At 57.8% G+C, this 26663-nt stretch carries 24 protein-coding genes and 4 pseudogenes; 20 read left to right on the top strand and 8 right to left on the bottom strand.

Annotated features, from left to right (window positions below; genetic code table 11):
- Window positions 1-76 precede the first annotated feature (76 nt).
- The 11 genes from PSH86_RS20100 (at window position 77) to PSH86_RS20150 (ending at window position 13552) form a co-directional block, all read left to right on the top strand.
- Window positions 77-895: an ABC transporter permease gene (locus PSH86_RS20100; RefSeq protein WP_232199693.1), complete on the top strand. Its 819-nt coding sequence runs from the start codon at window positions 77-79 to the stop codon at window positions 893-895.
- Between the two features lie 142 nt (window positions 896-1037).
- Window positions 1038-3488: a glycosyltransferase gene (locus PSH86_RS20105; RefSeq protein WP_305484519.1), complete on the top strand. Its 2451-nt coding sequence runs from the start codon at window positions 1038-1040 to the stop codon at window positions 3486-3488.
- 48 nt (window positions 3489-3536) lie between these two features.
- On the top strand, window positions 3537-5945 hold the full coding sequence (locus PSH86_RS20110; RefSeq protein ID WP_305484521.1) for a phospholipid carrier-dependent glycosyltransferase: 2409 nt from the start codon (window positions 3537-3539) through the stop codon (window positions 5943-5945).
- Between the two features lie 12 nt (window positions 5946-5957).
- On the top strand, window positions 5958-6980 hold the full coding sequence (locus tag PSH86_RS20115) for a glycosyltransferase family 2 protein (protein WP_116832909.1): 1023 nt from the start codon (window positions 5958-5960) through the stop codon (window positions 6978-6980).
- Between the two features lie 92 nt (window positions 6981-7072).
- Window positions 7073-7759: a class I SAM-dependent methyltransferase gene (locus PSH86_RS20120; RefSeq protein ID WP_233459493.1), complete on the top strand. Its 687-nt coding sequence runs from the start codon at window positions 7073-7075 to the stop codon at window positions 7757-7759.
- A complete protein-coding gene (locus PSH86_RS20125; RefSeq protein ID WP_109754721.1) occupies window positions 7756-8163 on the top strand; it encodes a GtrA family protein in 408 nt (135 codons plus the stop codon). Before PSH86_RS20120 ends, PSH86_RS20125 begins: the two co-directional genes overlap by 4 nt.
- 2 nt (window positions 8164-8165) lie before the next feature.
- Window positions 8166-9449 carry an NAD(P)-dependent oxidoreductase gene (locus PSH86_RS20130; protein WP_305484528.1) on the top strand — a complete coding sequence of 428 codons (1284 nt, stop codon included), beginning with the start codon at window positions 8166-8168 and terminating at the stop codon, window positions 9447-9449.
- Complete coding sequence (locus PSH86_RS20135) at window positions 9439-11025, top strand: FAD-dependent oxidoreductase (protein WP_305484529.1); 1587 nt, start codon at window positions 9439-9441, stop codon at window positions 11023-11025. Before PSH86_RS20130 ends, PSH86_RS20135 begins: the two co-directional genes overlap by 11 nt.
- The gene (wecB, locus tag PSH86_RS20140; protein ID WP_305484531.1) at window positions 11022-12131 is read left to right on the top strand and encodes a non-hydrolyzing UDP-N-acetylglucosamine 2-epimerase; all 1110 of its coding nucleotides are present in this window, start codon (window positions 11022-11024) and stop codon (window positions 12129-12131) included. The genes PSH86_RS20135 and wecB overlap by 4 nt, the downstream gene beginning before the upstream one ends.
- The gene (locus PSH86_RS20145; protein ID WP_305484533.1) at window positions 12122-13228 is read left to right on the top strand and encodes a glycosyl transferase; all 1107 of its coding nucleotides are present in this window, start codon (window positions 12122-12124) and stop codon (window positions 13226-13228) included. Before wecB ends, PSH86_RS20145 begins: the two co-directional genes overlap by 10 nt.
- A gap of 60 nt (window positions 13229-13288) precedes the next feature.
- Entirely contained in the window at window positions 13289-13552 is a 264-nt protein-coding gene (locus tag PSH86_RS20150; protein WP_109754716.1) for a hypothetical protein, read from the top strand.
- 274 nt (window positions 13553-13826) lie between these two features.
- Here the strand turns inward: PSH86_RS20150 and PSH86_RS20155 are convergent, their stop codons facing one another.
- Window positions 13827-14144, bottom strand: a complete 318-nt coding sequence (locus PSH86_RS20155; RefSeq protein ID WP_109754715.1) for a type II toxin-antitoxin system RelE/ParE family toxin — start codon at window positions 14142-14144, stop codon at window positions 13827-13829.
- Window positions 14145-14146: 2 nt separating this feature from the next.
- Entirely contained in the window at window positions 14147-14377 is a 231-nt protein-coding gene (locus tag PSH86_RS20160) for a type II toxin-antitoxin system ParD family antitoxin (RefSeq protein ID WP_109754714.1), read from the bottom strand.
- A 125-nt stretch (window positions 14378-14502) separates the two neighbouring features.
- Here PSH86_RS20160 and PSH86_RS20165 point away from each other — a divergent pair, with 125 nt between their 5' ends.
- Window positions 14503-16512 carry a DKNYY domain-containing protein gene (locus PSH86_RS20165; RefSeq protein ID WP_305484536.1) on the top strand — a complete coding sequence of 670 codons (2010 nt, stop codon included), beginning with the start codon at window positions 14503-14505 and terminating at the stop codon, window positions 16510-16512.
- On the opposite strand, the gene PSH86_RS20170 is transcribed toward PSH86_RS20165, so the two are convergent.
- On the bottom strand, window positions 16509-17549 hold the full coding sequence (locus PSH86_RS20170; RefSeq protein ID WP_305484538.1) for a zinc-dependent alcohol dehydrogenase family protein: 1041 nt from the start codon (window positions 17547-17549) through the stop codon (window positions 16509-16511). The genes PSH86_RS20165 and PSH86_RS20170 overlap by 4 nt on opposite strands.
- 107 nt (window positions 17550-17656) lie before the next feature.
- Complete coding sequence (locus PSH86_RS20175) at window positions 17657-17896, bottom strand: YceK/YidQ family lipoprotein (RefSeq protein ID WP_305484540.1); 240 nt, start codon at window positions 17894-17896, stop codon at window positions 17657-17659.
- A gap of 688 nt (window positions 17897-18584) precedes the next feature.
- Between PSH86_RS20175 and PSH86_RS20180 the strand changes: the two genes are divergently transcribed.
- Window positions 18585-19394, top strand: coding sequence for a HipA family kinase (locus tag PSH86_RS20180; RefSeq protein ID WP_305484541.1), 810 nt, complete (start codon window positions 18585-18587; stop codon window positions 19392-19394).
- On the top strand, window positions 19375-20253 hold the full coding sequence (locus PSH86_RS20185) for a hypothetical protein (RefSeq protein WP_305484543.1): 879 nt from the start codon (window positions 19375-19377) through the stop codon (window positions 20251-20253). Before PSH86_RS20180 ends, PSH86_RS20185 begins: the two co-directional genes overlap by 20 nt.
- Before the next feature lie 43 nt (window positions 20254-20296).
- On the opposite strand, the gene PSH86_RS20190 is transcribed toward PSH86_RS20185, so the two are convergent.
- Window positions 20297-20815, bottom strand: a complete 519-nt coding sequence (locus PSH86_RS20190) for a hypothetical protein (protein WP_305484545.1) — start codon at window positions 20813-20815, stop codon at window positions 20297-20299.
- A gap of 271 nt (window positions 20816-21086) precedes the next feature.
- Between PSH86_RS20190 and PSH86_RS20195 the strand changes: the two are divergent.
- Both PSH86_RS20195 and PSH86_RS30690 read left to right on the top strand, forming a co-directional pair.
- A pseudogene (locus tag PSH86_RS20195) lies at window positions 21087-21317 on the top strand (DNA cytosine methyltransferase); the annotation flags it as partial.
- Between the two features lie 349 nt (window positions 21318-21666).
- Window positions 21667-22035: pseudogene (locus tag PSH86_RS30690) on the top strand (hypothetical protein).
- 15 nt (window positions 22036-22050) lie between these two features.
- On the opposite strand, the gene PSH86_RS20205 reads toward PSH86_RS30690, so the two are convergent.
- Window positions 22051-22785: a DUF5677 domain-containing protein gene (locus tag PSH86_RS20205; RefSeq protein ID WP_305484547.1), complete on the bottom strand. Its 735-nt coding sequence runs from the start codon at window positions 22783-22785 to the stop codon at window positions 22051-22053.
- A gap of 135 nt (window positions 22786-22920) precedes the next feature.
- On the opposite strand from PSH86_RS20205, the gene PSH86_RS20210 reads away from it, so the two are divergent.
- Window positions 22921-23559: a hypothetical protein gene (locus PSH86_RS20210; RefSeq protein WP_305484549.1), complete on the top strand. Its 639-nt coding sequence runs from the start codon at window positions 22921-22923 to the stop codon at window positions 23557-23559.
- A 26-nt stretch (window positions 23560-23585) separates the two neighbouring features.
- Here the strand turns inward: PSH86_RS20210 and PSH86_RS20215 are convergent, their stop codons facing one another.
- Entirely contained in the window at window positions 23586-23891 is a 306-nt protein-coding gene (locus PSH86_RS20215; RefSeq protein ID WP_305484551.1) for a hypothetical protein, read from the bottom strand.
- Between the two features lie 84 nt (window positions 23892-23975).
- On the opposite strand from PSH86_RS20215, the pseudogene PSH86_RS20220 reads away from it, so the two are divergent.
- A pseudogene (locus PSH86_RS20220) lies at window positions 23976-24899 on the top strand (DNA cytosine methyltransferase).
- On the opposite strand, the gene PSH86_RS20225 reads toward PSH86_RS20220, so the two are convergent.
- Window positions 24896-25126: a hypothetical protein gene (locus PSH86_RS20225; RefSeq protein WP_305484553.1), complete on the bottom strand. Its 231-nt coding sequence runs from the start codon at window positions 25124-25126 to the stop codon at window positions 24896-24898. The pseudogene PSH86_RS20220 and the gene PSH86_RS20225 sit on opposite strands and share 4 nt — an antisense overlap.
- Window positions 25127-25190: 64 nt before the next feature.
- Between PSH86_RS20225 and PSH86_RS20230 the strand changes: the two genes are divergently transcribed.
- Together PSH86_RS20230 and PSH86_RS20235 are read left to right on the top strand one after the other, a co-directional pair.
- Window positions 25191-25595: a hypothetical protein gene (locus PSH86_RS20230; RefSeq protein WP_305484555.1), complete on the top strand. Its 405-nt coding sequence runs from the start codon at window positions 25191-25193 to the stop codon at window positions 25593-25595.
- Window positions 25484-26336, top strand: a pseudogene (locus tag PSH86_RS20235) (tyrosine-type recombinase/integrase); the annotation flags it as partial. The gene PSH86_RS20230 and the pseudogene PSH86_RS20235, both read left to right, overlap by 112 nt.
- Window positions 26337-26663 lie beyond the last annotated feature (327 nt).

The raw sequence follows: 26663 nt of genomic DNA on the forward strand, positions 1-26663 counted from the left end.
TGAATCTACACTTGGCCTACCCTCATGAGGATGCCACTCAAGAAGCATCCGATATTGTCTTAAGGATCAAGCACCGATGCAGTCGTTCAGCATGTCCCCTGTCGCCATGATCAAGAGTGTCCTGATCAATCGAATCTTGATCTACGTGTTGATCCGCAGGGAAGTCATCGGTCGCTATAAAGGCTCCATGCTCGGCATTTTATGGTCGTTCTTCACCCCGGCCTTCATGCTGGTGGTCTACACGTTCGTGTTCAGTGTCGTCTTCAAGGCCCGCTGGTCTGGCGGCGGTGAGTCCAAGAGCGAATTCGCCCTGGTGCTGTTCGCTGGCCTGCTGGTATTCAACCTGTTTTCCGAATGCATCAACCGTGCGCCTGGCCTGGTGCTGGCCAACACCAACTACGTCAAGAAGATTGTATTCCCATTGGAAACCCTGCCCCTGGTGTCCCTCGGCGCAGCGCTGTTCCACATGGCAGTCAGCCTCCTGGCCTGGCTGGTCTTCTACATCGTCCTGTTCGGTACCCCACCGGTCACCGCTCTTCTGCTGCCACTGGTGCTGTTTCCGTTGGTGTTGCTGACGCTGGGTATTTCCTGGTTTCTCGCCTCGATAAGTGTGTACCTGCGCGATATCGGCCAGTTCATCGGCATTATCATCACCGCGATGCTGTTCCTTTCTCCGATTTTCTATCCCCTCTCGACGCTTCCACAGAGCTATCAGGCCGTCTTGCAGGCAAACCCGCTGACGCTGCCGGTGGAAATGGTTCGCGATGTAATGTTCTGGGGCAGGCCGCCGCAATGGGAGCACCTGGCGGTTTACTCGGCAATCGCCGTGCTGATTGCCTGTTGCGGGTTTGCCTGGTTCCAGAGGACACGCAAGGGCTTCGCCGACGTCATATGACGTTTGTCGCGTGGCACCCCGTCCAGCAACCGCTATGCTGATTCATTGCACGGCTGGAGGCCTGGCTGGTGATTGAAGCCAGTCATCGATCCTGAAAGACCGAGTGTGCGTTGCCGTATTGACCAAAGGACCAGAAAACCGCATGGACCAGATCAACCGTCTTGTTGATTGCATTGACCAACTGAATCGCTCAACACAATCCAGATCCATTGAGGCCTTACAGCTGGTCAAGGAAATCGAGAATCGAGATCGGCTTATCAAACAATTGAACCTGGGTTCACAAGCGCTTCGCACTCGCCTGTCACTTCAAGAAGGCAAGGCCGGGCGGCTGCGCGAGCAACTGCGGTTGGCCGAACAGCGCCTGAAAGACGCCGAGACATTGCTCCAGACAAAAGAAAGCGAGGCGGTCGCGCTTTCCGATTGGGCGGTGGATTTGCGCGCCCAACTGGCGGCGAAGCAGGCTGAGCTGTTCAAGCTTTCGGACTGGGGCAACGCCATTGAACGCGCACCGCTGCGTTATTCGATACGCAAGCAGCTGTATAAGTTGTCGCGCCGGGTCTACGCCTGGCTGCCCCTCTCCGCACACCGTAAAAGCAAACTGGCGAGTCGGCTTCGAAGCTGGTTGAAACCCGGCAAGGCAACGCCAGGCGAATCAGCGGCACCCGCTGGCCTCATCCCGCTGCAACCTCTGCCACCGCCCGTAAACCTTGCCGTGCCGTCTAGTCACGGGCGGCCCATGATCCTGATGTTCGGCGTGATTGACTGGCACTTCCGCATCCAGCGCCCACAGAACCTGGCCAAGGAGTTGGCCCGGGCCGGACAAACGACCTTTTATGTCTCGAACCACTTTATCGACGATGATGCCCCTGGTTTCGAAGCAGAGCTTTTGGAAGGCTCCAAACGGCTGTTCCAGATCCGTTTCAAGGTACGTGGCGCACCGGCCATTTATCATGCCCCGCCGTCAGCGGCCGCGATCCGCCAGTTATGCCAAGGGCTGGCCATGCTCCTGCAATCGGCGAACGTCGGTGCCGTGGATTGCATCGTCCAGCACGCCTATTGGTTCCCGTTGGCGAGGCGTGTCCCCAACACCACGCTAGTCTATGACTGCATGGACCATCACGAAGGCTTCGGCAACGTTGCCCAGGAAATGCTCGACCTTGAGATCGCCCTGATGCGCAGGGCGGATCTGTTGGTGGCCACCTCCGACTGGATCGAACGGCACGGCAAGCGGGAAAACCGCAACGTAGAGGTGATCCGCAACGCCTGCGAGTTCAGTTTCTTCAGCCAACGTCCCGACAAGGTCTACCGGGATCCTTCCAACAGAAAGATCATCGGCTACTACGGCGTCATTGCCGAATGGTTCGATCTGGACCTGGTCAAGCGTGTCGCCCAGTCCTTCCCGCAGCACCTGATCCTGTTGATCGGCAGCGATACCGTCCAGGCAAAAAAATACTTCAAGGCCTGCCCGAATGTGGTCCTGGAAGGCGAAGTCCCCTATGCCTCCCTGCCCTACTACCTCCACGCCATGGACGTTTGCCTCCTTCCGTTCAAGGTCATGCCGCTGACCCTCGCCACCAATCCGGTCAAGGTCTATGAATACCTGAGCGCGGGGAAACCGGTGGTGTCGGTGAAACTGCCGGAATTGAGCCAGTTCGGCGAACTGGTCTGGGCGATTGAACAGCCGACTGAGTTCATCTCGACCCTGCGCGATGTATTGGAGGCACTCCCAGAGGCCAGCGCCACGCTAAAGGCGCGGCAATCGTTCGCCCGGAGCCAGACCTGGCGGCATCGGGCCGCCAGCCTGCGCGAGGCCATCGCGACGTTACCCCTGCCTAAAGTCAGCGTCGTGGTGTTGACCTATAACAACCTCGAACTGACCAAGGCCTGCCTCGATAGCCTGTTGACCCAAAGCCAATACCCGAACCTTGAAATCATCGTCGTCGATAACCATTCCAGCGACCAGACCCCGGCCTACCTCACCGCCTGGGCCAAGGGACATCCAGACCGGATCGTCATCCTCAACCCGGACAACAAGGGCTTCGCCGCCGGCAACAACCTGGGCCTCGCAGCGGCCAGTGGCGACTATCTGGTTATCCTGAACAACGACACGGTCGTCACCGCCGGCTGGATCAAAGGCCTGATCCGCCACCTGCAGGACAACACGGAAATCGGCATCATCGGTCCGATCACCAACAACATCGGCAATGAGGCCAAAGTCAGCACCCGCTATGACCGGCTAGAAGACATGCCCGCCGAAGCCGCACAAATGACCCGCGCCCGCATGGGCGAGTGGTTCGAAATCAACACCCTGGCGTTTTTCTGCGTAATGTTGCCGCGCTCGACCTACGAGCAAGTCGGTGGCCTGTGCGAAGAGTACGGCCTGGGGTTCTTCGAGGACGACGATTACTGCCGCCGCGTGCAGCGTCGTGGCATGCGCGCAGCCTGCGCCGAAGATGTTTTCGTCCACCACCATCTGTCCGCCTCGTTCAATACTTTGGGTGCCAGGAAAAAACAGGCACTTTTCGAAAAGAACCGGGCGATCTACGAGAGCAAATGGGGTTCCTGGGTCCCGCACACGTACCGAGACGTATAAGCACCCCCTTTGCATGGCACTGAGGTGCTGAACAGCCGAGACGATATTTTGCCCAGATACAGCCTGAAATACGCAGTGGTGTTGGTGGTTTTACTGGCGAGTGCGGTGGTCGGCGTGTACGGTTTTTCGACGCTCGAACTGGCGTCCATGAACAGCGCCGCCCGGACGATACTGCTGTCAGTGGCAGGCATGGCCGCCCTCACCGTCTTCACTGGCAAACCACCGCTCATCCTTTGCCTGGGTTTACTGGCATGCCTGTCCGTTGCCTGCGCCCAGATCTGGCCGGTCATTGTCGTCGCGCTGTTCGCGCTGTCTTGCATCGTGCTCGGCAGGTGGATGCTCAGGCAAGAAGCCTCGATCGACTGGAGCGTCCACCTGCTGGTGGGAGCGGGCACGTTCGGCACGCTGACAGGCCTGGCGGCCTACTTGCCGATCAACTACCCCTGGCTGTATGGCGCGCTGCTGTTAACGCCGCTCATATTGGGCCACCGGCATGTCACGTCGATAGGGGGTGAACTGCTGAGGCAGATCCAGGCCAGTCGTTCAGTGCAAACACCCCTCCAGACGGGTCTCGACGTACTGATCTGCAGCTTCGCCAGCCTTTACGTGCTGGTCGCCTTCATGCCGGAGGTCGGGCATGACGCGTTGGCCATGCACCTTTTCGTCCCGTCACACCTGGCTCAGCGGCATCAATGGTCGTTCGACGCAGGCACTTATGTATGGGCGGTCATGCCCATGCTGGCCGACTGGATCTATAGCATTGTCTATATGCTGGCCGGCGAAACGGCCTCGCGCCTGAGCAACAGCGCATTCACTTTGCTGCTGGCTTGGCAAATCCGCAACATGACCCTCTGGGCCGGCGGCTCTGCCACCAGCGCCCGCTGGGCGAGCCTGATCTTTCTGTCGACACCCCTCGCCTTCGCTGAGAGCAGCAGCCTGCATATAGAGTCGGCCTGGACCGCCTTCATGATGGCCGGGACGCTCGCGATCCTGAAAGTCTCAAGCTTCACGCCCGATCCCAGGGAGCGCTTGTCGCAACTGCTCCTGGCCGGCCTCCTGCTGGGTTTCGCCCTGGCGACCAAAGCCGTGACCCTGAGCGTCCTGCCGGTCCTGCTGGTGATCCTCTTGCTGCACTGCAAGGCCTGGGCCGTCCAAGGGATCGTCAAGACGCTCCTGCTGGGCAGTGTCGGCCTGATACTGGCGGGCGCGACCCCTTACCTCTCAGCCGGGTACTTGACCGGCAACCCCGTGTTCCCGTTTTTCAATGCCATTTTCCATTCGCCGCTCTGGCCGAACATCAACTTCGAACCACCGGCCACTTTCGGTACCGGCGTGACCTGGGACACCCTCTATCGAATGGTCTTCAAGTCGCCTCAGTTCATCGAGGGGCGAGTTGGCGCGGCAGGCTTTCAATGGCTGCTGCTACCCACCGCTGCCATCGCCGTGCTGTTGAGCGGCAACAAAAAAGCCCTGTGCATTCTCCTGGTCGGCGCCGGCGCGATGTTCTTGACGTTCCAGTCAACCGCCTACCTGCGTTATGTATTCCCCTCCTTCGCGCTGTTCTCAGTCATCCTGGCCCTGCCCTTTTCCGACGCGAAGATTTTCCCGCGCAGCCTCGCCATCCTGGCCGGTGCCATGTTGATCCTGACCAATACCCGTTTCATCCAGGCCGCGACTTATTATGGCGAAATCAACCCCTCCGCACTGTTGAGCAAGACCGGTCGGGATGCCTATCTATTGGAACGGCTGCCCATCCGAAACATGGTCGACACTGTCAACGCCTTGAATACCGGGCATCAGCCCGTGGCGGTCTTTGCGTCACCCTTGATGGCGGGTTTGCATGGCGATGCCCTTTACGCGTCGTGGTACAACCTGAAGTGGAAAAACGAATTCGATGCGGCGGCCTCGCCATCGGAGCTTGCCCAACGCTTGCGCCAGCGCCAGGTGAACTGGCTGGTGATCGACCTCAAGTCTCTTCCCCAGGCGCGCCTGGACCTGCTGCTCAATGTGTCCACGTCGTATGCCAGGCTGGGTGACGTGGAACTGCGCAAGCTCAATGACACACACTACGAACACCTGCTCAATCCAGAGCTGTCCAGCCTCGAGGGCTGGAGCCTGACATCACCCTCGACCTATGACCCGTCGCGCAAGATCCTGACCGTCAACGTCCAGACACCGGCGATACAGCGTGTCGAAGTGACGCCAGGGCTGACGTACATCAACAGCGTGTCCGCCCGCTGCGCAACGACAGCCACTGCCGGAAGAATCCAGGCCAATTGGATGGATGAGCAAGGCAACTTCATTACCACCAGCATCGAGACGTTTGACTGCACCACGCAATGGGAGACCCATGAAATGAACGTGGTTGCCCCTGCGAACGCGACGTCCGTGATCATTTATGCGTCCGGCCATACCGACACTCCCCTGGAGTTCAAGTCCCTTTCATTCAGGCAATAGTGGGCGATATCGATGAACTCAAAAACAGCGCTTTTCACGGACGAACAACGCGTCGCCGTCGTCATCCCCAGCTATCGGGTCACCGCTCATATAGTGGACGTCATAGAGGCCATAGGGCCGGAGGTCTGGCGCATCTATGTCATTGACGACGCCTGTCCGGACGGCTCGGGCGGGCATGTCCTGGCGTCCTGTAACGACCCCCGGGTCAAAGTATTGCCCCATGACGTCAACAAAGGCGTCGGCGGCGCGGTCATGACCGGCTATCGAGCAGCCCTCGCCGAGGGGGCGAGTATCATCGTCAAAGTCGACGGGGACGGTCAGATGGACCCAACCCTGATCCCGCTGTTCATCGAACCGATCCTGGCGGGAGAAGCCGACTACACCAAGGGCAATCGGTTTTTCGATCTGGAGGAAGTCCAATCGATGCCGCGTATTCGCCTGTTCGGCAACGCTGTGCTATCGCTGATGGCCAAATTGTCGACGGGTTACTGGGACCTGTTCGACCCCACCAACGGCTACACGGCGATTCACCGTGACGTCGCCCGGCTGCTGCCCCTGGACAAAGTCAGCCAACGCTACTTTTTCGAGACCGACATTCTGTTTCGCCTGAACACCGTGCGTGCCGTGGTGGTGGATATTCCGATGGAAGCCCGATACGGCGACGAAGTCAGTCATCTCAAGATCTCGAAAATCGTGGGTGAATTCCTGTTCAAACACTTGCGAAACTTCACCAAGCGCGTGCTCTACAACTATTATCTGCGCGACATGTCCCTGGCTTCGATCGAACTGCCGATCGGGATTCTCATGTTCTTGTTCGGCATCCTCTTCGGCAGTTACCACTGGTTCGAATCGGCGCAAAATGGCATCGCGACACCAGCCGGAACCGTGATGCTCAGCGCGCTGCCCATGCTCATGGGCTTGCAGTTGATCATGGCGTTCCTCGGTTATGACATCGCCTCCGTACCCAGCCGACCACGGCAATCCAGGCGTGGTAAAGCAACGTCATTGCGGGAAGAAAACTCATTAAAGCGCTGAGAGATTTTTTATCGGACCCCTCGCTCAAGACGTTGGACGTCGATGGCAGCGAACGCCTCGAGCTTCACGGCAAAGTGCTTGAGCGCAAGCGAATGCTTCGAGAAGTCTTCGTGGAGTTCCACCACACGTTTCATCGCCTGGCAGACCGCTACTTCAAGGTCGAGGGTCTTGAGGTGGAGTTGGGGGCGGGCATCGCGCCCATGCGTAATTCGTACCCTGAAGTACTGGCTACGGACATTGTCGCTACCGAGCGACTGGACATGGCGCTCAATGCCGAGGCAATGAGCCTGGACGATCACTCGGTCCGGGCCTTTTATGGCCAGAACTGTTTTCACCACTTTCCTCATCCCGATCGGTTCTTCACAGAGCTGGAAAGAACACTCAAGAGCGGCGGCGGCGCCATTCTGATCGAGCCCTTCCACGGCCCTTTTGCCGCCTTTCTCTATAAGCGCCTGTTCAAGTCCGAAGGCTTCGACATGCACTTCCCGTCTTGGGAAACCCCGTCGACCGGGCCCATGAACGGTGCCAACCAGGCCCTCAGCTACATCATCTTCGTTCGCGACAGGCAGGCGTTCGAGCGCAAGCACCCAGGCTTGGAAATCGTTCACCAGGAGATCTGCGGCAATTATCTGCGCTACCTGATTTCCGGCGGCTTGAACTTTCGCCAGTTGTTGCCTGACGCGCTGATTCCTGTGCTCAAGGTCGTTGAAAAGCTGCTGTATCCGTTGAAACGAGTCTTGGCGCTGCATCACATCGTGGTCATCAGGAGGAAGCCTTGACCTTTATCAGGTACGGCGCCATCCAGCTCATGGCCTATGGGTTGGACATGGGGACTTTTTTGCTGTTGATGGCGCTGTTCAAGGATCAACCCGTCCTGGCCAACATCGCCGGCAAAGGCGTCGCGGGTGTGTTCGCGTTCTTCTTGCATCGGCACTTCACATTTCAATCGAGCCACGCCAGCAGCAAGGCTCAAGCGGTGCGCTACTTCTCATTGCTTGCAATCAATATTCCTCTCGCTTCGGCGCTGTTCAGCGTGGGGCTGTATTTCGTCAACAGCCCTGCCGCGGTGAAGTTTGTCTGCGATGTGGCCTGCGTGGTGCTGACTTACTGGATCAGCAAACTGTTCGTGTTTCATGCCGATACGCGCCCGCCTGTTTCCGCTGACCGCACCGAAGGCGCATGACGATGAAGCTACTGATTACCGGGGCGACAGGCTATATCGGACAACGTTTGTCAGCCCTCGCGGCGGCAAGCGGACACGAGGTCATTTGCGCCACGCGCCAACCGTGCCACGCCCCCTATACCTGGCTTCCTTACGACCTGCGAGGCCCGGCCCCCGAGTGCCCGGCCGGCACTCAGGCGCTGATCCATCTGGCTGCCGATACCTCGACAGGTGTTCACACCGACGCAGACGGCGAAGTCCAGGCGGCCCAGGCGCTGATCCGTTGCGCAAAACAAGGCTCGGCCAGGTTTGTCTTCATCTCCAGCCAAACCGCCGAAGCCACGGCCCCTGGCGTTTACGGCCGGACAAAATGGCGTATCGAGCAAGAAGTACTGGCCGCCGGGGGCATCGTGATCCGTCCCGGTCAAGTGTATGGCGGCCCCGAACGCGGGCTCTTTGGTGTGCTATCAGGGCTGGTTCGCCGAAGCCCGTTTGTGCCGATCCTCATGCCGGCGCCTTGCGTACAACCCATTCATGTCGACGACCTCGCGGCTTCGATACTAGCGGTCCTGGCGCGCGACGACATCCGCGCCGAGATCCTCAACCTGGGCGCCGTGCAGCCGATTGCCTTTGACCGCTTCCTGATGTCGATTGCGACGCACCGGGTGCGTGCCGCTCGCCTGCCAGTCCCTCTGCCGGTGGCCTTGCTCAGGCTACTGCGCCTGTCACTCGGGCAATCCTTGGGCGCGAAACTGGGGCTGGAACGGATTTTTTCCCTCATCCACCTGCCGCCCATGGACAGCGAGCGTTCCCTGCGAAAACTCGGCATCCAATTGCGCCCCCTTGCCCAGGGCATGCATCGCTCCGGCCATGGGCAACGCCGAAAACTTCTGCAAGAAGCCGCGATCCTCTTGAAGTACCTGCTCAAACACCCGCCGCAAAGAAGCCTGGTCAGTCGCTACACCCGGGCATTGGAGCGTGCGGGTAAAACCCATCCCATCCTCCATTCACGCTTGATGATGCGCTGGCCGATACTCCTGACACTCCTGGACGATGCGGGTGTCCTGCTCCAGCCCGAGGGCCGGGAACTGTCCTGGCGCCTTCATGTTGCACTCGGTATCGCCGAAGCCAGCACCCAGGGCGCGCAGGTATTTCTCGGTGCCCGGCAACCGCGCAGCCTTGTCGCCACGCTGGTTGCGCTGGGACTCACCTCGGTCAAGGCGCTGGCGGGGAAGACAACGGCGCTGTTAGGCCGCCCCTTTGCCCGCCGGCTGTTGCTTGGAAGTGAAGCCCACCGTGAAACCTGAATTTGATGTGATCATTGTCGGCAGTGGCCCGGCCGGGACTTCGGCGGCCTATCCGCTGGTCAAGGCGGGCCTGAAAGTCCTCATGGTCGATGCCCAGGCCGATACAGGCTCGGCGACGCCGCCGACGCGTCCATTTCTCAGCGCCAGGGCAAACGACGAGCACCAGTGGAAATGGATGATCGGTGAAAACTTCCACGCCCTGAACCAACTGGACGCGGTATCGCCCAAGCTGAAGACGCCGACCCATGCCCATGTCTTCGAGGGGTTCAGCGCCCGCAATCGCATCGAGACCGACAACTTTATCGGCATAGGCTCTCTGGCAACCGGCGGCCTCTCCAATGCCTGGGGTTGCGGCGTGGCGACGCTGGGCGCCAGTGACTTTGCCGGGCTGCCCATCGATTATTCCGAAATGCTGGCGTCCTACGAAACGGTCGCTCGCCGGATCGGTATCAGTGGCGGGATCGACGACGACCTTTCCAGCTACTTCGGCCTCGACGAATGGTCGCAACCGCCCTTGCCACTGGACACGCTGCATCAGCGCCTGCTCGATCAGTACACCCGGCGCCGCCCGGGGTTTCCCGACCTGGGGTTTCGCCTTGGCCGCTCCAGGGTCGCCGTCTTGAGCCAGCCCCTGGACGAGCGCAAGGCCTGCGATCTGTCCGGGAACTGCTTGTGGGGCTGTCAGAACCAGGCGTTGTATAGCGCGTCGCAAGAGCTGCAGAAACTCAAGCAATACCCAGGGTTCCAGCACGTCCAGGACTTTTTGGTGGACGATCTGCAGCAACAGGACGGTGCCTGGGCGATTACCGATCATCGCTGCGCCCGACGCTTGCGTGCCACGCGCCTGCTGCTGGCGGCGGGCACCCTGGCCTCCACCAGGCTCGCCCTCAACTGCCTGAACCACCGGGCCCCGGTGCCACTGCTGTCATCGCCGACGGCAGCCTTCCTGTTATGGCTGCCGAAAATGCTCGGGACTCCAAGGGTGCCGACATTTGGCCTGGGCCAGCTATCGTTCGCCCTGGCGTTGTCGTCCAACGCAACGGCTTTCGGTTCGACGTTCAGCACCACAGGCTTGCCGATGACCGAGTTCGTCAGCCGGATCCCCATGGGCAAACGCTACAGCATCGAACTGCTGAAAAACCTGCTCAGCGCTTGTCTCGTGGGAAATATCTTCCTTCCCGGGCACCTGTCCAACAACACAGCGGTTTTGCGCCCCGACGGATCGTTGCGCATCAGCGGCCACGTGCATCCCGAGCTTCCCGAGCTCATGAAGGCTGCCGAGGCAAAGCTGCGGCGGATCTATTGGAAAATGGGCGCGCTGCTGATGCCCATGAGCTTCACCGTCGGCAGGCCGGGGGCGGATATCCATTACGCGGCCACCCTGCCCATGCACTCGACCCCCAGGATCGGCCAGACCGACCGCCTTGGCGAAGTCGCCGGCCTTTGCGGCGTGCATATTGTCGACGGTGCCTGCCTGCCCAGCCTTACCGAAAAATCCCACACGCTGACCCTCATGGCCAACGCGGACCGGATAGCACGCTCACTCGTCACAATGATAGGAAATCACAAGGCATGACCCGCAAGGTACTCTGCATCGTCGGTACGCGTCCGGAGGCCATCAAGATGGCGCCCGTGATCAAGGCACTCCAGGCCGAGGAACATATCGTTTGTCGGGTGCTCGCCACCGCCCAGCACCGAGGCCTACTGGACCAGGTGCTTGAGGGTTTCGCAATCACCGCCGACCTGGACCTGGACATCATGCGCCCCCACCAGTCCTTGACGGCGCTGACCTCACGCATGCTGGTTGAACTCGAGGGTGTGCTGCAAGCCGAGCAACCGGATGTCGTACTGGCTCAAGGCGACACGACCACGGTCATGAGTGCTGCTCTGGCGTGTTTCTACCTGCAGATTCCCTTTGGCCATGTCGAAGCGGGCCTGCGTACCGGGGACCTCTGCAATCCGTTCCCCGAAGAAGCCAACCGGGTGATCGCCGGCAAACTGACCCGCTGGCATTTCGCGCCCACCCAGCACGCCGTGGACAACCTGCTGCGCGAAGGTGTCGCCGCCAGCGATATCACCCTGACCGGCAATACCGTGATCGATGCCTTGCTGATGACTGCCGCACAAGATTCTGCCTTGGGCATCCAGCTGGACCCTGGCAAACGCCTGGTGCTGGTGACCTCCCATCGCCGGGAAAACTTCGGCGAACCGTTCCAGAATATCTGCCAGGCACTCAAGCGCCTGGCCGAGCGCAACCCGGACATCCAGATCCTCTATCCCGTCCATCCCAATCCGAACGTCAAGGATGTCGCGCACCAGTTGCTCGGCCTGACCCCGAACATCATCCTTTGCGCGCCGCTGGATTACGCACCGTTCATTACGGCAATGAAGCGCTCGTACCTGATCATCAGTGACTCCGGGGGCGTACAGGAAGAAGCCCCGGCCCTGGGCAAACCGGTGCTGGTACTGCGGGAGGAAACCGAACGCCCGGAAGCGGTCGACCTCGGCGTGGTCAAGCTGGTCGGCGCCAACCCAGACACCATTGTCGAACAGGCACAGCGTCTGCTCGATGACCCGCAGGCTTATCAGGGCATGGCACGTGGGGTTTCCCCCTATGGCGACGGCAAGGCCGCAGCGCGCATCGTCGACGTTTTACGGCAGTACTTCCAGCCATGCGCATGATCTACCTGTCCCCGGTGCCATGGGCCAGCTTCAGCCAGCGCCCTCATCACTTCGTCAACTGGTATCACAACCAGACCGGGGCGCCGGTACTCTGGATCGATCCGTACCCGACGCGCTTACCGACGCTGAACGATTTCAGGCGCAATCCGCCTGTTGCCGACCCGCAAAGTGTCAGCGTTCCACCCTGGTTGCGGGTCTGTAAACCCCGGAGCCTGCCCATCGAGCCTATTCCGGGCTCGACAATGCTCCTCAAGCGGCTGTGGCACAACCTGTACAAAGAGGCCGCGGCATTTTCCGCCGACGGCCCGTGCATGATGTGTATCGGCAAACCTTCCGAACTGGCTTTGCAACTGCTGGCGCTAGTCCCTACAAGCCATACTATCTACGATGCCATGGACGATTTCCCGGCGTTTTATCAGGGCCTGTCACGCGCCTCCATGGAACGTCGACAGGCGCAGCTCATTCGCCGGGTCTCCTCAGTACTGGCGTCCTCCAGCGCCCTTCGCGACAGACTGCTGGGCATGACCGACCAGGTAGAACTGGCCCTCAATGCCTGTGACATGCACGGACTGGCGCCGGTCGAGAACCTGGACCTGGGTGCCAAACAACAGGTGCTGGGTTATGTCGGCACGCTGGGACGCTGGTTCGATTGGGACCTGGTCGTCGCACTGGCGCAGGCCAATCCCGGAAACCGGATCCGGCTGATCGGCCCCCTCTTCACACCGCCGCCTTGCGTATTGCCTGCCAATATCGAGCTGCTCCCCGAGCGCTCCCACGCCAGTGCAGTCGAGGCCATGGCAACGTTTTCGGTGGGTTTGATCCCGTTCAAGCTCAACCGCCTGACCACCTCGGTGGACCCGATCAAGTACTACGAGTACCGCGCCTTAGGCCTTCCCGTGATTTCCACCCGCTTCGGTGAAATGGCCCTGCGCGACCAGGAACCGGGCGTCTGGATCGTGGATGAAGGCGCCGATTTGCGCAAAACCGCCGTTGAAGCGCTCGCCAGTCGAAGTGATTGCGCGACTGTGCATCGATTTCGTGAGACGCACCTTTGGGCGCAGCGTTTTTCTGCGTTAAATCTCAAAAACATCAAGTAACGGCCGATACCCAGGATAAGACCCCGCGACTGGGGCGCAGGACAGAACGGTAGGTCAGTCATGACAGAGATTTATTTGCTGATAGCGCACGGCACGGACCAGGGCGAAGCCTACGTTCTGGGCTGGTTCGATGACCGGAGCAAAGCCAGGGAAGTGGCCGAGCAAAAAGAATGGGAGGCGTACCGCGCCAGCCTGAAGGCCAAACACCCATGGTCGAGCCACAAACCGCTGGCACCGGACCAGACGGACTATCGCCGCTACTGGATCAAGACCATTTCAAAATTCGAGCATGTGCCGGTGCCAAGGTCCTTCGCGGTTCATTGATCACCACGAATGAATATTCAACGAAACGAGCGTTATCGGTAGCGGTCTAGACGATTAAGCCCATCCGATGAGAGCGTTCTTATGTTGAAATTCCTTGGCGGTACCGTAGGTATCATTTTCCTGATTGGCCTGATCGTGGTGATCGCGCTGTTCAAGTTCATTTTCTGAGCGCGGCAGCGGCGATCGTTGGCTTGGTGATCCATATTTTCAGGCGTGAAAAAGCCCAATCTTTGCAGATTGGGCTACGTCGTTGTAGCCAACTGGTTTGCTTGATTCATGATGACATCCATTCAGGGATGTCCCGCATGGCGTGTAAAACGCGCCATACGTCAATGTGTTCATTGCACTCTACGTAGAACACCAAATAGGGATAACGTTTCAGCGGCCAGCAGAGTAATCCGGGGAGATCCAGCTCATGGGCGTACCTGAACATACCCGATGCCGGATGGCGGCTGATATGCGTATAGGCGTTTTCCAAGGCGTCGATGAAATTGAGTGCCGCCTGCTCGGCCTGCTCACCTAGGTAATAGTTGATGGCGTCCTCTACATCCTGGCTGGCAAGAGCTCGCGGAATGACGGGTTTCGCCTTCATCCTCACCCCTTGCGCACCTTGGCCCTTAGGGATTCGAAGTAGTCGCCATTCACAGGAACAGTGGGAGCAGACTCCGCCCCGGCCAGTACCAGGCTACGCAGCTGCTGCCGATCCTGATCCTTGCGAATCAGCTCCCGCACATATTCGCTACTGGTGCTGTAGCCTCTCTGGCTAACCTGATCATCTATGAAAGATTTGAGAGCGTCCGGCAGGGAGATGTTCATGGTACTCATGACTTTGCCTGTTTTTTGACAAAATTTGCCAAAGTATACACCCTTGGGCCAGCCTCGCCAGGGGTCGAAGTCGTGGTAAAACGTGTAGTCCTTGGCCAACCATCAAACGTTCAGGTCGCAATGACATGACAGACATAGACACGGCTATTGCTGACTGGGAACCACTGCAGCTTGAATGGCATCAAGGCTTCGCGTTCATGGAAGGTATTCTGCTGGGCGACGGGCAAGTGCCTGATGTGTACATCATGCTCAACCCCGAAGGCGTACGACCCGGCGAGTTAGCTCAAGCTGCCAGCGCTGGGCATTATCCTCCCTCGCCCTTGCTGGCCGGCCAGCCGGTGTGGCGGCATCGACGCAATCCGTGGATCTTGCGCGATGCGCTGCGCGACTACTACCTGCTTCCGGCCTACCGGGAGCGCCACGGCTACTACGCGCTTCAGGCCCTGCCGTTTCGATTCGACAAAGGCCTGGAAAGCCTCGGCCACCAGTACTGGCGCGACGCAATCGGCGCCTATTGGTTCGGCGAGTACGCGATCACCCAAATTTCCGAAGCACGACCTGACAGCCTGGCCCTGTTGGCAGCGTCGCCAACCTCGGTGACTTCAGCCTCCGCCCTGTTCTGTGATGGGGTGAATATCTTTTTGCAGGGGCAATTGCTCGCCAGCGCCACGGCGCGGGTGCGCTATTGCAACCACCCGGCCTATCGAGTGATCGACGATCAGGTCTATAAGGGCTTCAGGCCCCTGCACCAGAAGGACGGCACGCCGCTGCCGGTCGCAAACCCGGACGACTTCCAGATGCTCGCCCAACGCTGGGGAACCGATGGGCAGTCGATCATCGTGCAAGCGCAGCAAGGCTCGAGCATTTCCTACGAGTACTTCTACTGCATCGACAATGCCGACCTGGCAACCTTCACCGTGCTGAACGAACGCTACGCCAAGGACAAGCAACGGGCCTATTACCTGACCGGCAAATCAATCCGCTACGTTGGCGACTTCCAGTTGCTCAAGTGCTGGCAGCCTGCGTTCGATGAATGCGGCCGCGTGGTCAGCACCAGCGAATACGAGGATGATTATTTTGCCGTGGACGACGCGTTCGTCTACGCCGCCGGGACCCGCTTGCGCGACGCCCATGGCCCGAGTTTTCGCCACTTGGGGTTCGACTATTACCGTGATCAACAGCACGTCTACCGGCGCCAGAAACGCCTCGATGTCGACGTAGAAAGCTTCGTGGTGACCCAGCTCTATCACAATGACCAGGATTACTCGCCCGTGCTGGCAGGTGACAAGCACGGCCCACTGGGCTCCGGCGGGATCATCGATGCGGCCATGCAAGAGACGTGGGCTCCTTTCTTCGAAGCCCATCCGCAGTTGGAAGGTTATTGGTGGCATCGCTTGCAGGTACAGCCTGAAGCCACGCAAACGCAGCCGCTACAGGCCATCGGTCTCGGTTTCGAACTGGGCGACCAAGTGTATTTCCATGGACGCGTGATCAACGGACTGGACGCGGCGAGTTTCAAATTGCTCGACACGCACCTGTGCGGCGATGCCCAAGGCTTGTACCTGATCCCGTTTCATAACACGCAAACACAAGTGCCCGAACGGTTTTCCCTGGAACCCGCAGAGCACTTCCGCTCACTCGGTTCTCCCTACCTGACGGACGGTAAAACGGTGTTCTGTCACCGGGTTTTCTATCATCCCCCCGAACCGATTCGTAAGGCACACGCGGCTACTTTTGAGTCCTGTGGGCATGGTTGGGCCAAGGACCGGGACGCGGTGTTTTACTACGGCGCAGCGAAAAAACGGCTACACCCGTCCAATACTCGCATTCTCGGCACCTATGCCGTCAGCCCCACTTTGATCCTCTCGGAAGGCAAGCCGCTGGACGTGGCATTCGATCCTGATGAAGTCCGCGTGCCGCATCCCGATTTCCTGCAACTGGGCACGCGCAAGTTGTTCTGCCACCGACGGCCATTGAGCGCCAAGCGGATCGATCTGAGCACGTTGGAATTCCTGACGGACCGCTATGCCCGAGACAAGCATCGAATCTACCACTTCGACGGTTATGCGAGCCTGACCGAAGTCGATGAAGCGCATTATCGGGAATCCCTCGGCCAGCCGGCGGCGAACGCCTAGAACTGCGTCACGACCGTAACCCCCGCCGTGTCAAACCGGTCCATGTTCATGAGCGCATCGATCGATTGTTCGAGGCTGATGGTCTTGCCGACCAGTTTTTCAGGCGCCAGCTTGCCGGACGTGATCATCTCCATCATCGCGCCGTAACGGTGAGCCTGCATGCCATGGCTGCCGCAGATCTCAAGTTCGTAGGCAATGACTTTGCTCATTGGAATCGCTGGTGTGCTTTGGCCCGCCAGCATCAAGCCGACCTGGACATGCCTGCCGCGCCGTCTCAAATTATTGATGGAATTGAAGCAGGTTGTCGGATGGCCCAGGGCATCCAGCGAAACGTGAGCGCCGCCCTTCGTAATCTCGAGTACCGCTTCGGTGACATCCGCCACGCGGCTCGCGTTGACCGTCGCGACGGCACCCAGCGCCAGGGCAAGCTTGAGCTTATCGTCCGAGATATCGATGGCGACAACGTTCGCCCCGATAGCATGGGCGATCATCACTGCGGACAGCCCCACACCACCACAGCCATGAACCGCCACCCACTGGCCAGCCGTGACCTTGCCCTGATCGACAACCGCACGGAACGACGTGACGAAACGACAGCCCAGGCTCGCCGCCGTGGCGAAGTCCATGCTTTCCGGCAACGCGACCAGGTTCAAATCTGCCTTGTGGATCCCCACATACTCGGCGAAAGAGCCCCAATGAGTGAAGCCCGGCTGAAACTGGCTGTGACACACCTGCTGGTTGCCGCTATTGCATTCCGGACAAGCCCCACAGCCACCGACAAAAGGCACGGTGATGTGATCGCCCACCTTCCATCTTGTGACGTCTTTACCCACCTCAGCCACGACCCCTGCCAACTCGTGACCGGGCACATGAGGCAGCTGGATGTCAGGATCATGACCTTTCCAACCATGCCAGTCGCTTCGGCATACGCCCGTGCCAAGCACTTGAACCACGACACCATGAGACTCAGGGGGCGGGTCTTGGACTGTCATCAAACGCGGGGGTTGGGAAAAGGCTTCGTAAACTACGGCTTTCATGAGAATCCCTCTACTTTAGAAAAGCACTATCGAACTCGCGCAGACCTGGCCGCAAACCCACGCCAGCAGCAGCCACAGGCATCCCGCCACGCAAGAATCGCTGCCGCTTAGAAATTGCAGCTGTACTGATATTCGAAGGGGAAGAATACGGTATCGACCACCAATGAAAAGGGTGCATCGATGAGCAAAAAAGGGATCAGCTTTCCTTTGGATGTGCCCACCAGCCACCAGTCAAAGCGCAGGCCAATGTAGGGGCATCGGTGCTTGTCGTAATCCATCCGCATCGCGGTGGCCATACAGCCGCTCAAGCTGGCGATCAGAATCAGCAGAATCACTCTTTGTAGCACGTAATGTCCTTATTACTTCTTTGCGAGGAGCTGCATAGACGCTTTAGCGAAAGGCGAGTCACCCTTCGTCACTAACGTGGTACCACAGCCAAGTTGGTTGTGCTAACGCACAACGTTTAATGCCTGGCGCGGTGGGGGTCGCCATGATCGTTGACGACTGCCAAGACTGGGTGGGTCTTTCCAATACCGGGCTTTGTTGCCCAGCAACAACAGGCACAGGCCGGTTTCGACGCTGTCCGCGAATTCAGCGACATCTCAACGACAGGTATTAAAGGCCTTGTGCCGTTCAGTGGTATTCGCGACGTGTTGGCCCAGGGTCTTACCCCTGAGGTTTGGGTATCAGGACGGAGCCAAAGCTTTGCCGTATGGGTCAGGGAGGACGCTTGGCGGCCACCTAAACGAGGTGTACCCAGGGTGATTGAGCGGGAAACTTTGACAGCTTTGGCTCTCCTCGTTACCGTGGCAGCTAACGAAAAAACCTCCCACTGCTTATGGGCATGCCCTCAAAATACGCAACGAGCTCGTTCCTACAGCTCATCGGAATGATGAGGATAAGCTTTCAGAAAACTGAAGGACATAGCCAGTGCCTCTCTATCTGTTGTCGAGAGAAGCGGAAAACTGGACGACCTGCTTTCCATGCTTGAGCATGGATTGAACAAAGAAAGCCTCAAGGATAAGGGCGATGCCGATGTCCACTACAAAAAACCAAATCCCAAATGAAATTGAGTTGGGGCTTTTCCTTACAGGCAAGCGAGTAATAGATCCTTCTGTGTGTGGTCAGCACCCGCTTTTCTATGGGGTCGTCCAGCTTAAGGGGCATGTCCGATACAATGCGTATGTGAAGATGATCCCTGCCAGGCTCGTTTACGCTGAAGTGCTTGCATCGCTGCTCGGACAAGCACTGAGTCTTCCAATTCCGATCACCATTCCGGTTTACGCAAAGGGCCAGACCCTAGGCATCGCTGCAGATCACGTTCTTTGCGTTGCGAGCCTGGACTGCGGAGCAACTCCTGTTGCAAGAATTGCTCGCCTTGATGACGTTAATGATCTTTTGATCAAGTGGACCCATGTCCGGACCGCAATCGTGTTTGACGAGCTGATAGCAAACGGTGATCGTAACCTTCGAAATATCCTCATGGGCGCCGACGGAAAAATCTGGCTGATAGATCATGAAGAAGCGCTTCAAGACCCTCTCACCGTTGCCCATCGTCAGATTCAGAATTACCTACTCAAACGCCTGGCCGAAGATGTCACCAAATTTGAACTGCGCAGGACGGCACAACGTCTGAATGAGGCAACCCTAACCTTTTCCGATCTAGACATACCCAACCATGCGTTACAAAGTATGCCGAGCGCGTGCAGGGTGACAGGCGCTCACGTCGACGCCGTGATAGAGTTTCTCACCGATCGAATCCAACACATGCCGAAGCTGCTCGAAAGCGGCCTCGGCCTAAGCCAAACGCATCTAGACTTAGCCCATGAACGTCCTCGCGCATGATCTTGAAGGAGTACCAGATTTCCCAACATTTGAAGCTCAATGGGCGCCAGTGTATTTGGAGCCGATTGTAGAATCGGGAGAACGCCTAACAATCGGAGTGGTGGCTGGCGCTAACGGTAACGTTTCGGGCAGCCTTACCATCACCGACAAAGCCTTGGAGTGTCTGTACGGCGCTTCATCAGACGGCATGAAATCAATGATGGAGTTGGCACTGAAGAAAGCCATGGCATACGCCAAAAATGGCTTTGTGAAGGGATACTCCTCTGGCATCCATGGGGTTGTCCTGGGTGAAGCTCGAGAGGGGATTGGCTACGACCTCGACGATATCATTTCTCAAGGCATAGCGCTGTGTTCAAGCCTAAGTCAAGTTCACTCTGAAGATGCGAAGTCTGCGCACGATCGATCCTCCTATTGGCGCAGAGTCCAGAAGGCAATGGAGCGAGTCGACAAAAATCTCGTCCAGCATTTCAATGTACCGGTTGACGTTACCATTCGCGGATCTCGACTATCTCTTCAGTGCGACTACTTCTCCTCCCGTATTGCTGTGAATGTTTGCAGCCTTTCGACAAATTACCGACTAAGCCACCTGTTCGATGCGGCAACATCCAAGGTGTTTCGCCTGGAACAGCTGAAAAACCATGACGCGCTCATTAAGCACGACCATAAAGCAGCGATGATGCTGGTCCTGCCCCAGGACGCTACGGTCGAATTGCTAAAGCCGGCGGCTCTGAAGAATTACAAAGAACGGATTTTGTTGCTTCAGGACATGGCCGAGAAAAAAGATTTTGATCTCGTCACAGTACATAGTGCCTTTGAGGGAGCGAAAGAGATTCAGAAACTAGAAAAAACAGCAGCTTAAGAGGACTCTTCTCTATCAAAGAGCCCGCCACTGAGCGGGCTTTTTATCGCCCGCGCAATCGGCCAAGCGCGCTTTCGAACAAATTGCAGTCCTGGAACTGAGCAGTAAACTCAAGCAGCTCTCGGTTGATCTGGTCAACTGTTCCAACTACTCCGCTCTCAGCCAATGAATAGGCATCTTCGAAATAGCCGCACAAGCTAAGAGCGTCAGGAAAGTCGTAATTCGACCGGAACCAGGATTGATACAGTCCTTCTGCTAAGACCTTTCCAAAATCAGAATCTAGAAGAAGTTTTTCATGTGCCTTGGCAAGCACATAGGGCAATATCTCTGCGCGGCTCAAGGAGGGCGTCCCGACTCGAAGTAACTGACTTGCTGTGTCGTACCGATTCGAGTCACTCATCAGTGCAAGCTCTATCAGCTCGTAGGCAGGATTTTCCTGTGCAATGATCTGATCATCCGCCCATCGCACAATGTCCGAGGCCTCAAGGACACGTAACTCTAACGCTCCTCTTAGGTAAGCGATCTGGTCATCAACGCTAGGGCTGTAAATGCTCCTTATCATGCTGACTTCGATTCCCCTGCTGGCAACTTTACCCTAGGTGCTTCCCTAAAATTTTGAAGAAATACGCTGCAATTATGCCAGGAATAACCTATGAGCAAGTTCTAGACATAGTAAAAATTTCCGGTAAGGAGGTGGGCAGTAGTGGCGACGTGCAAGTTTATACTTGGGGGACGGAGATTTACGTATACCATGGTGTATGACCTTGGTGAACGGCAAGATTCAATCCAAATCTCATTGATGCGATGACCTCAGATATGGTCTCTGTTGTAGAGGGCGCAGCCTGGACCGGCCAATTGGCACCATCACAACGCTGGACCGCTGGGCCCTGGTGCGTGGTGGTGAAATGCGCATGCTCTCGGCGGATGAGGCTCTGGCCGCCCAGTCTTTCGGCCCAGATACAAAGCGTCCGGATAACCACCGGCTGACCATGCACATGACCGGCAACGCGGTACCGCCGCGGGCCGGCAAGCTGGTCATCGAGGCGCTTAAGGCAGCAGCATAGCTTACGGCCATGGCAACGACGCGAGCCATTCCGACAGCCAGCCAATGGCACGAAAAATCAGGTCGATCAGGATCTGGTAAATCAGGTCAGCGATAAATTTTTTCAAAGGAGCAAGCCTCAGACAGGTCAAGCCCGGAGACAGCACTGCGCTGCCTCTTCCTATTGTGAGGGTGCGACTTTTCCGGCCCCGCTTTCCTCTTGTGGGTTTTCCACTATTCCCCCACTCTACCGCCCGGGCATGCCTCGGCACCCGACAAACGCCTGATGCGCAGATTCAGCGGTCGCACCCAATAACGCAAACGACAGACCTGGCTGGCACTGCCGGCCAGTGGAATTGAAGGAGCAGGCCATGGCCGAGGAAGAGAAGCAGCCGACGGCGGAAGCGCTCAAGCAGCGGCGAAAGCGCGAGAAGGCAGCGGCGAAGGCTGCCGCGCTGGGTATCGAGAAGTTCACGGTTGAAGTGGCGGGTGTGTTCAAGCCTGACCTGAAGAAGGTCATGAAGGCCCACGGGTTCAACAACCAGCAGGAGGTGCATCAGAACCTGTTACGCAATCTGATTGGCGCCGACTTCGAAACCCAGGCCTGAATGCTTCGATGTGTCACGACTCCTTTTGTTGTTACGGAAAAGGTGTCGCGACTCATTGAGGTGGCGGGCCGCAAGTCGCTTGCCGATGATCCGCCAGAGCCCGACGACGAAGTCGACGTGCCGGCGCTCTAATTGCCGAACAATGAATCATTGGACAATGAAGTTCTCATCGAGACCTTTACGAGCGATGTCTAGGCAGCTCTGCACAAGGCCTAGAGTAAATTCCAGATTATGATCGGTTGGACCCGTGATAAGGCCAACTTGTTCGTCTGTTATCTGAAAGGAAGAATCCATCGACCTGAATGTAGCGTGACTTGCTGCAACTGATAGGCCTCGGTAGAGGGTGTCGTAAATAGGCATAAGTTCAGCAACGCGTGCCGCGTCATGCGTTGAAAAACCTGGCGCGTTACCTTCCCCTCGAAGAACAACCTCTGTTAAATCAGCTATGTTTTGTTTGGTCAAACCCTTGTCAGATAGGGAGTCGATCATCGCCTTGGCTTGCTTTTTCTCATCGATGTCACATTGACGAGACATTCTAGGAAATACGGATGGATCTTTGATCAACGCCATACCATGAAACAAGGCTTCCGCCGCGGAACGCGTGATGGTTTGAGCATCAACGACGAGCCCTCGCTCGCACAAAATTATTGCGGCCTGACAACTCCTGATTGTCCGGTGCAGAAAAACTAATGCAGCCAACATGTGCGGCTCTTTCCAATCGACGCCTGCCTCCATCATCGAACGCTGTGCAGCGCCAGATGCAGACTCGGCGGCAGCAAAGGAATTGTTAAAATTCGACTTTAGGCTCTCTCGAACGAAGTCCATCGAGGGAGACAGGAACCCTTTGAGATTCAGGGCTTCATCCAGTTCGGCTTGATCCACTTGTATAGCACTCTCAAAAATCGAATTCGTTCTGACGCCTAAGCCCGATCGTTGCCGGGCCGAACACAAATACCCCAACCCAAACCAAATTGCCACCACCGGTCACGGAGGGCGGCGCCCGACTGGAGATAATCCATGAGCAAGACCCAAAAGTCCGAGACGGCGCCGCGCAAGGTGCTGGCCTATTCCGTGGAAACTAATGACCCCGAAGAATCAACAATCCAGTTCGCTACTTCGAACGCTGCAGCCCGACGCCAGGGAGCGGACGAGATCGGCACAGACTTCAGCGCAGTGTCATGCCGCAGGGCTCAGTGGGCCGACCAATACGCCAATCAGCGCTTTATCCCGGCCAAGGCGTACATCGATGCTGGCTGGTGGCTCGACTGCAACCACTGCGGTATTAGATGCGACAGCGATGCAACCCATTGGGACGAAGAGACCGACACCGATATCCCGCTTGAGCTTGTATTCGATGGTCGCGTTGTCTACTGCTCTGCGGACTGCAAGGCGGAGCATGAAGCCGAAGTCGCGGCACGCAACACCAAGTTCGAAGCGTTCAAGGAGCGGGTTGTAGCGGCCCGGCTAGGCGTTATTTTTACCGAGTTCACCGGCGGTTACCCTTGGTGCGGCAACAAGGCAATCTTCACGTTTCCCGGCGCGCAATACGGTGGTTCGGTGAGCGACACTAGAGACGGGCTGGAGCTGAAATGGTATGTAGCCCAGGGCGATAAGGCCGCCTGGGACCTCTTCACCGCCGAACAGTCCGCCGCCTGATCCGGCCCCATGCTACGCATCCAGGATCAGTCATCCTGCTGAATATTCAGCTCGAGATCGATAGGACCGAACGCATCGTCGGGCACGCTGACGGGGAAGCTCGATATCACGACTCCAGTGAATGGAGTTCCATCTTCCAGCTCGATCGTAACTGTTCCATCTCCTGTTTCGTTGCCGGTCCAGCTGTACTGCCCTGGCTTAAGTCTCACCTTGAAGGCACCTGGCCTCCCCTCCCACTCAAGGACCAGTGGCTCTACACCATCTGCAGCTTGATATATGAGGTGAGCCGGCGCGCGATCAACAAACATGTATTTGATAACAGGGTCAGCCATTTTTTTCTCCTTGGTCCGGCCCCATGCCGGACCATCAACCAATAGCCCACAAACTCGAATCACGCCAACCGGCGAGGATCCCGCATGGATACAGCAATCGACTTGTTCGCCGGTCTCGGCGGATGGACCACTGGTGGCCGCGCCGCCGGCCTTGATGTCTTTTGGGCGGCCAACCACTGGCCCGCCGCGGTGGAATGGCATAGCGCCAACCATCCTTAAACGCAGCACGTCTGCCAGGATCTGCACCAGGCTGACTGGTCGCAGGTACCGAAACATGACCTGATGCTAGCCTCTCCCTGCTGCCAGGGTCACACCAAGGCCAGGGGCCGGGATAACGGCAACCCAAAGCATGACAATTCAAGATCGACTGCCTGGGCGCCGGAGTCGAACGCAGAGGTAAATCGCCCAGACTTCGCCATCATCGAAAACGTTCCGGAGTTCATGGATTGGGTGCTGTACCCAGCCTGGGCGGATGCAATGCAGCGCTTGGGTTATGCACTGGCACCTCACATTGTTGACTGCGCCGACCTTGGCGTTCCCCAGCACCGAGTGCGACTGTTCATGATCCGCTCCCGCAGTAAGGCGCCGTTGCATCTTCAGCTACCTCAGTGCCAGCACGTACCCGCGCGCGACATCCTCGACTTCGACGCCGGCAAGTGGAGCAAGATCGATAAGCCCGGTCGCGCCGAATCGACACTCCTTCGCGTGAAGAACGGCCGGGAGCGCTTCGGCGATCGCTTCATTATGCCTTACTACGGTTCGGGGTCCGGCCCGACCGGGCGCAGCCTGGACCGGCCAATCGGCACCACCACAACGCTGGACCGCTGGACCCTGGTGCGTGGTGATGAAATGCGCATGCTCTCGGCGGATGAGGTTCTGGCCGCCCAGTCTTTCGGCCCAGATACAAAGCGTCCGGATAACCACCGGCTGACCATGCACATGACCGGCAACGCGGTACCGCCGCTAGCGGGCAAGCTGGTCATCGAGGCGCTGAAGGCGGCCGCTTAAATCAGTGATGCCGCTCGGCTTGAATCGATTAGCGGAATGGTGCCGCTTCCTTGCTGGGATGCGATCCATCGCCGCGCCAGATCAACGTCGAACTTCCAATTGTTCTGCTTGTGCAGCGCAATAGCCGTTCCTGATATTCGGTGGTGCCCGCAGTCCGGGCACGGACAGTCCTCGACATCGGCGAACACAACAGCCTCAACTTCATTACCGCAGATGTAGCAGCTCATACCCACCTCCATTTGCTGATCGCTGAACTGTAGCTGATCCCTCACCACCCTCCACCACCCGGGCATGCCCCAGCAAGAACATACCCATGCCCGCAGAAAGATAACCCTGGGCCGGCGGCGCCAGGAACGACTCACCGCCGCCAACGAGTTCTTGCAGGTAATAGCCGGTTGCGGCCAGCACTTTTTCCGCAACAAAGGCTCGGGCCATGACGACTACCTGTCGATGAATGCCCGCGGGAGAGTCGTCTGGCTTCATGACGACTACACCGGCGCCCGCATCAACGTCGGCAAAGAAGGTGAATGGGACGGCTTCTCACACGGCGGCACGCTGAAGAGTCTGGTCGGGTCTCTCGGCAGGTTTGTCCTCCATGGCCCGCCAAGGGCACTCTGGGCCTATACGCCGTCCACTTCCGGCGATTTCGGAAACACTTCGAAGGCAAGGCAGTGGAGCAAATTACGATCCGCATGATCGCCGAAATGCTGGACGCGCTCACCCCGCGCACGGCCAACCAGTGCCGCGCCCTGCTGATCGACATATTCAATCACGCGGCGGCCAAAGGCCTGTGTCCAGACAACCCAGCAGCCAGCACGATCAACCGGATCGAGAAGAAGCAGCGCAAGCGGCATACCGTCGATGGGTTAAAGGCTATTCGAGAATTCGCCGGCCTGGCTGCAGAACGCAATCGACCTGGCACTGATAACAGCCCAGCGCCGCACCGACATCCTGAATATGCGGTTTGATGGAATTCGGGGGGGATTTCTGTATGTGGTTCAGCAAAAGACGGCCAAGGCTAGTGACGCGGCCTGGATTCGGTTCAAAGTGACCGATGAGCTTCAGGCTGTGATCAGCCGGTGCCGGGATGACATCGTTTCGCCGTACCTGATTCATCGCCGGCCTGATCGCAAGAAACAGAAACAGGCGCAGACAAAGGACCACTGGACGAAGGTTGAGGAGCGGTATTTGACGCGAGCATTCAAAGAGGTCAGGGCGGCGGCGAACTGCTACGCGGGATGGAAGGAGGAGATGCCAGGCTTCCATGAAGTGCGGGCGTTTTCACTGCACCTGTACAAGAAAGCCGGAAAGGATGGGCAGAAGATCGCAGGCCATGCGAGCGAGGGCATGACCAAAAACTACCAACGGGACCACCAAGAAATCATTTGGTCCGAGGCGATTCCGGATCTAGATATCAGCGAGATATCCGAGATGTGACTACTTCCTTGGGATATCCCGAAAGTCCTCCCCTCTATAATGGGTCACCCCGACCTGAAGTATTAAGCTGAACGCCCCCAGTATGTACGTGAGGCACCCCACAAACTCCAGTGAATTGGTATTTCCCGGCCCCCTTGACCGAACAGCTTCAATTATTGCGGCTTTATGCCCATCTAGTTTTGAAGCGTCCGGATCTAGCGCGTGGGCCATCATGTTGCGAATACGGTTAAGTTTCTCGCACAACGACCACATCTCAACCATCCCTCCAAGCTTTATGTCATCCGGATATAAGGCTCTGGACAGGTCCAAAATCTGAGCGAACGTAAA

The sequence above is a fragment of the Pseudomonas sp. FP2300 genome (assembly GCF_030687595.1).
In the GTDB taxonomy this organism is placed as follows: domain Bacteria; phylum Pseudomonadota; class Gammaproteobacteria; order Pseudomonadales; family Pseudomonadaceae; genus Aquipseudomonas; species Aquipseudomonas bijieensis.